Below are 6,493 nucleotides of genomic sequence, written 5' to 3'. Positions count from 1 at the left end.
TTGGTGTTATCAGGTTTTTGACGGCCTGAAGACCGACCTACATGTGATTGGTTTAACCATAAGATTTCTAATGTATTTTTAAAAGGAACTCAGTATGAAAAAACAAACGTTACGAATTGGTGTGGGTGGTCCAGTAGGATCAGGTAAAACGGCGTTGCTGCGTTCTTTATGCAGTGCGATGCGTGATCATTACAACATTGCCGTGGTGACCAATGATATTTATACCCAAGAAGATGCGAAGTTTTTGACTCAGCATCAGGCCTTGGATGCAGACCGTATTTTAGGGGTTGAGACGGGCGGTTGTCCGCATACGGCAATCCGTGAAGACGCGTCGATGAATTTGGCAGCGATTGATCAATTGTTAGAGCGCCATGGTGCATTGGATCTGGTGTTTGTGGAAAGTGGTGGTGACAATTTGAGCGCGACCTTTAGTCCAGAGTTGTCGGATTTGACCCTTTATGTGATCGACGTGTCTGCGGGTGACAAAATTCCTCGTAAAGGCGGCCCAGGCATTACTAAGTCGGATTTGCTGATTATTAATAAAACCGACTTAGCCCCTTTGGTTGGCGCGTCTTTAGATGTCATGGCACACGATGCCAAGATCCAGCGTGGTGAGCGTCCGTTTATTTTTTCGAACCTTAAAAAAGCGCAGGGCTTGGACGACATCATTAAATTTATTGTGTCTGAAGGCATGTTGGAAGCGAAAGAGATACCAGCCGCGAAGGCGGTCGTTTAAACGACGACTGCACTCGTTATGTCGTTTAGTTCAGATTGATCAAGTATTAGGAGAAAGGTTATGAATTCACTGAAAAAAAGTACATTGAAAACAAAAGGGTTATTGCTGGTGGCTTCGGTATTGGCATCAGGTGCTGTGTTTGCTCATCCGGGGCATGAGCACGCTTCTAGCTTTATGACGGGTTTTGCTCACCCAATGGGCGGTTTGGATCATCTTTTAGCCATGGTGGCGATTGGTCTTTGGGCGGCGAGCATCGGTGGTCGTGCTTTGTGGGCGATTCCTGCGGCGTTTGTTGCGACCATGTTGCTGGGCGGTGGCTTGGCTGTGGCGGGTTTGAACGTACCCTTTGTTGAACAAGGGATTCTCTTGTCTGTCATCGTCTTGGGGGCGTTGGTGTTGTTCGCTAAGCGTTTACCGACGGCGGTGTGCGTGGCGATTGCAGGGGCTTTTGCGCTTTTCCACGGGGCGGCTCATGGTTTGGAAATGCCGTTGAATGCCAATGGTCTGCAATATGCGCTGGGCTTTGCTTTGGCAACGGCTGGCTTGCATGTGGTTGGTCTGGTTTTTGGTCAGTGGATGGTGAAAATCGGTACGCCTTTAGTGACTCGTGTGAGCGGTTCCGTGATTGCTGTGGCAGGCTTGTTGCTTGCTTTTGTATGAGCCTATGATCGGCATGTTATGGCCTAGGTGCGAGAGTCTATGACGGCAGCACAAAAGATCTTTAAAGTGCGACGCCATTATAATAAGTGGGTGGCCGATCAAACCATGGAAGACTACGCTCTGCGTTATACTTCAAGGCATGACAGTACCTCTAGGCATGACAGTACTTCTAGGAATGAAAACGCCTCTTACGGTAGTGCGTCATCGCATGGCTATGCGATGACGATTGAGCGCATCGGTCACACAGCGCTCGGTGCGACGGCGTTTTTGGCTCTAGAGGGATTGGCTGCGGTTATTACGCTGGCGTACGGTTTTACCAACGCGGTGGCGGCGATTCTCACGGTATTGGCGGTGTTTTTTATAACGGGTTTTCCGATTGCCTATTATTCCGCTAAACATGGTTTGGACATAGATTTGCTGACGCGTGGCGCGGGCTTTGGTTACCTTGGCTCGACCATCACGTCGCTGATTTATGCGACTTTCACCTTTATCTTTTTTGCCATTGAAGCGGCGATTTTGGCCTCGGCCATGGAGGTGTTGTTAGGTATTCCCTTGGCGCTGGGTTATGCGCTGTCGGCCATCTTTGTTATTCCCATCGTGACCCACGGTATTCGTGCTATCAGTCGTTTTCAAAACGGTACGCAGTGGATTTGGTTGGTGCTACAAGTCGCGGCAATTGGGGTGGTGGTCACGCAGGAATACCAAAACTTTGAAGGCTGGACGCAATATGCGCCTGAGAATGTACCGAACAGTACGCATTTTGATTGGGTGTTGTTTGGTGCCGCGGCGTCTGTGTTGTTTGCCTTGATGGCGCAGATTGGCGAGCAGGTCGACTATTTACGTTTTTTTCCGATAAAGACCTCACAAAATCGCCGACGTTGGTGGTTTTGGCTGATTTTAGCGGGCCCTGGTTGGGTGTTTATTGGTGCCATCAAAATGCTATTGGGTTCGTTTTTGGCTTATTTGGCGATTTCCGATGGCGCCACCGACATTCAAGCCACTGATCCAACCTATTTGTATCAGCGCATCTTTTTCTTTTTAACCACATCGCCGACCACTGCATTGCTTCTGGCGGCGGTGTTTGTGTTTATCTGTCAGATGAAAATCAATTTAACCAACGCCTATGCGGGTTCCATTGCTTGGTCGAATTTTTTCTCGCGCTTAACTCATTCCCATCCGGGGCGTGTGGTTTGGTTGGTGTTTAATGTGACCATTGCGTTATTGCTGATGGAGTTGGGTATTTATCAAGCCTTGGGTGCGATTTTGGGCATGTTTGCTATCGCAGCGGTGAGCTGGCTGGGCAGTTTGTCGGCGGATTTATTGATCAACAAGCCCTTGGGGTTAAGCCCCAATTATGTGGAGTTTAAGCGCGCGCATTTATACGACATTAACCCAGTGGGAACGGGCTCTATGTTGATCGCGACGACCTTGGGTTTAGTGAGTTATTTAGGTGTCTTTGGGGAAGTGGCGAAAAGCTTGTGTCACTTTATTTCCTTGGGTTCTTGCTTCGTGTTTGTGCCACTGATTGCGTGGCTCACCAAGGGCAAATATTACCTTGCGCGTCAAAGCCCAGAACTGATTCCAATGATCGAGCTGGCAAAACAGCGTAATCCTAAATATGTCACTCTGACGTGTGGGATTTGTGAAAACGCGTTTGAAACAGAAGATATGAGTTTTTGCTCGGCTTACATGCAGCCGATTTGTTCTTTGTGTTGTTCCTTAGATGTACGCTGTTTAGACAGCTGCAAGCCGCAGGCGAGTATTGGCCAGCAGAGTGATTATTTCTTAAAGCTGTTTTTGCCTAAAGGTTGGGTGAAAGCGCTGAGCTCACGCTTTGGGCGTTTTGCGTCTTTGCTGCTGATGATTAATATCATTAACGCGGCTCTGATGATGCTGATTTATCGGCAAATGGCCCCCAGTTCGTTGAATGAAGAAGCCCTGCTGAAAGACACCATGCTGGCGCTGTTTTTTACCTTGTTGATTGTATCGGGTGTGTTGTCTTGGTTGTTTGTGCTGGCCCATGAGAGCCGAGTGGTGGCGCAGAAAGAGTCGAATCGACAAACGCGAAAATTGATTCGCGAGATTGATGCACACCAAGAAACAGACAGAGCATTACAGCATGCTAAAGAACAAGCCGAGCGAGCAAATGAGGCGAAAAGTCGTTATCTAACTGGTATTAGCCACGAATTACGCACGCCGCTGCAATCCATTATTGGCTACGCACAGCTTCTGTCAGAAAAAGCCAATACACCTTCTGGGCACCAGAACGGTTTGGATATTATTCATCGTAGCGGTTTGTATTTGGCGGATTTGATTGAAGGCTTGTTGGACATTTCGAAGATTGAAGCAGGGCGTTTTGATCTGTATCGCAACACGGTGGATTTGCCGAAGTTGATCGATCAGCTCAACAGTATGTTTGCTATGCAGGCACGCAGTAAGGGCATTCAATTCCAAGCGAAAATTCTTGCGCCTTTGCCGCAACATGTTATTACGGATGAAAAGCGCTTGCGACAAATTTTGATTAATTTGCTGTCAAATGCGGTGAAATACACGCCAAAAGGGTCGGTTTTGTTTGAAGTGAATTATCGTAACCAAGTGGCGGAATTTATCATTCGAGATACGGGCATTGGCATAAAAGAAGGCCATTTAACACGCATTTTCGATCCCTTTGAACGCGTGCGTGATGTTAGCACAGGGAATGTACCCGGTACGGGCTTGGGGCTGACCATAGTGAAGTTGCTGACCGAAATTATGGGGGGCGATTTGCAAGCGCGTTCCGTGATTGGTGAAGGCAGTGAGTTTCGCGTTAGCCTAATGTTGCCTTGGGTGAGTCAAGGTAATGCGGCTGTTTATGAATACAAACGCATCGTGAGCTACCGAGGATACCAACGCACTTTGATGGTGGTAGACGACGACCCTGTGGTACGTGGTTTGTTGTCGGATATTTTGGTGCCACTGGGATTTAACGTATTGGAAGCCTCCGACGCAGAAAGCTGCTTGGATGAGCTGGCATCCTGCTCGCCGGATCTGTTCGTATTGGATGTGTCGATGCCCGGAATGGATGGTTTGAGCTTGGCTAAGCTGTTACGAGATCGCGCTTACAGCACTCCGATAATTATGCTGTCTGCCGACGCTAAAGAGAATCAGCGCAAGCCTGATGAGCAAGCAGCGTTTAATCAATATTTGGTTAAACCCGTCAACAACAGCGCCTTGTTGGATGCCATCAAACATTGGCTTGTGTTGGAATGGGTGTATCAAGAAACCGACGCCGATGTTGCGGTGCCTAGGCTGGTGGAACAGCTTGCTAGCAGCAACGAAGAGCACGCGCAAAACCGCTTAGAAGAGCAAAAAACGGCGGCGATTCCAGACCACGAAAGTGTGCGAGAGCTGATGGCATTTGCTGAAATGGGCTATAAAAAAGGCGTGCGTGGTGTGTTAGATCAGCTGGCTAAAAAGGACGTGATTGCTCAAGGCCATTTACAGCAATTGGAAAATTTGTATCAAAGTTTTCAGTTTGATGCGATTGCTCAATATATACAAACAAACTCACAGTTAATGTGTGATGTCAGTGAGAAACCGAATGATGAATCCCAGTAGTAAGAGTGACATTGTCTTAGTGGTTGACGATTCGCCAGATGCCTTGAGCCTAATTCATGACACCTTGGAAGCGGCGAATATGGATGTGCTGGTTGCTTTAGAGGGAAAACAAGCTTTAACCATTGCTCGACGGATTCGACCTGACATTATTTTGCTCGATGCCATCATGCCGCACATGGATGGTTTTGACACTTGTCGTGCGCTAAAAGCGGATCAGAGCTTGGCGTCGATACCGGTTATTTTTATGACGGGCTTGAGTGACACGGACGACATTGTGCGTGGTTTGGAAGCGGGTGGGGTGGATTATCTCACTAAGCCGATTCAGCCCAATGAATTGATTGCTCGCATGCGCGTGCACTTGTCGAATGCGCGTTTGAGCAACAACGCGCAATCGGCGCTCGACAGCATGGGGCAGTATCTGATGACCACGACCTACGCTGGGGACATTGCTTGGGCAACACCACAAACGTACGCGTTACTCGCGAAAGCGCGTGCCAGCAGTGAATGGCAAAGTACAGAATTGGCCTTGCAAATACGCCTTTGGTTGGCTCATCAACCTGTGGTGGGCAATCTGTTGAAACTCAGTGGACTGGATTATCCCTTGGCACTGAAAATGATGGGCGTCACGGAACAGAAAGAAGTGTTACTAAAATTAGAAGACGGCGACAAACCCACCGGGCCGGCCTTACTGAAAAAAGAACTGGATTTAACCGATCGCGAGTCCGAAGTCTTGCACTGGATCGCCAACGGTAAAACTAATCGAGAAATCGCCGAAATCCTCGAAATGAGCCCACGCACAGTCAACAAACACCTAGAGCAAATCTTTCCTAAGCTCGGTGTGGAAAACCGCACTTCCGCTGCTGGGGTGGCGCTAAGAGTCTTGTCAGCAGAGCGTTGATGATGCCTGTTGAGTGTGCGCTGTTGTTTAAACTCTTAACTTTAGATAAGCATTTGCGTATTTTATAAACGCACAGATTATTCTATGCTGCTTTTTTATCGCATCGCCAAAGGTGTCCCATGTCTATTGAGCAATCTATCGAGTTATCACAACCTATTGTTTACAAGATTAATCAGGCTATTACGGCTCAGCAATTTGTTGAGTTGCTGGCGAAAACGACGTTGGGCGCGCGTCGTCCCGTTGATCAGTTGGACACCATTGACGCTATGTTGAAACACGCTAATCTGTTGATTACGGCTTGGCAAGGTGAGCATTTGGTGGGAGTGGCGCGTTCTGTCACGGATTTTGCTTTTTGCTGCTATTTGTCGGATTTGGCGGTGGATGAGTCGGTGCAGGCGTCGGGAATTGGTAAAACCTTAATTCGTATGACCAAGCAAGCCTTACAGCCTAAATGTTCTTTGATTTTATTGTCAGCGCCTCAGGCAGTAGAGTATTACCCTAAGATTGGCTTTACCCAGCACAACAGTGCGTGGGTATTGACCAATGTTGATGATTTAAAGTAAAGCATTCAATCGAGAAGTTAATGCCTAAATTATATAGGG

5 protein-coding genes are annotated in these 6,493 nt (G+C 48.0%); all 5 read left to right on the top strand.

The genetic code is table 11. From position 1 onward, the window contains the following. Window positions 1-94: 94 nt before the first annotated feature. Window positions 95-736 carry an urease accessory protein UreG gene (gene ureG, locus DKT73_RS08800; protein ID WP_111638192.1) on the top strand — a complete coding sequence of 214 codons (642 nt, stop codon included), beginning with the start codon at window positions 95-97 and terminating at the stop codon, window positions 734-736. Window positions 737-796: 60 nt separating this feature from the next. After that, entirely contained in the window at window positions 797-1,396 is a 600-nt protein-coding gene (locus tag DKT73_RS08795; RefSeq protein WP_111638191.1) for a HupE/UreJ family protein, read from the top strand. Window positions 1,397-1,435: 39 nt separating this feature from the next. Then, complete coding sequence (locus tag DKT73_RS08790; RefSeq protein ID WP_111638190.1) at window positions 1,436-4,993, top strand: hybrid sensor histidine kinase/response regulator; 3,558 nt, start codon at window positions 1,436-1,438, stop codon at window positions 4,991-4,993. Then, window positions 4,977-5,891, top strand: a complete 915-nt coding sequence (locus DKT73_RS08785) for a response regulator (RefSeq protein WP_111638189.1) — start codon at window positions 4,977-4,979, stop codon at window positions 5,889-5,891. The genes DKT73_RS08790 and DKT73_RS08785 overlap by 17 nt, the downstream gene beginning before the upstream one ends. A gap of 119 nt (window positions 5,892-6,010) precedes the next feature. After that, on the top strand, window positions 6,011-6,454 hold the full coding sequence (locus DKT73_RS08780; protein ID WP_111638188.1) for a GNAT family N-acetyltransferase: 444 nt from the start codon (window positions 6,011-6,013) through the stop codon (window positions 6,452-6,454). The last annotated feature ends 39 nt before the right edge of the window (window positions 6,455-6,493 follow it).

The organism is Marinomonas shanghaiensis (assembly GCF_003259175.1).
GTDB classification, from domain to species: domain Bacteria; phylum Pseudomonadota; class Gammaproteobacteria; order Pseudomonadales; family Marinomonadaceae; genus Marinomonas; species Marinomonas shanghaiensis.
Note: the sequence above shows the minus strand (reverse complement) of the source record. Positions and strands in the feature narration are given on the sequence as shown.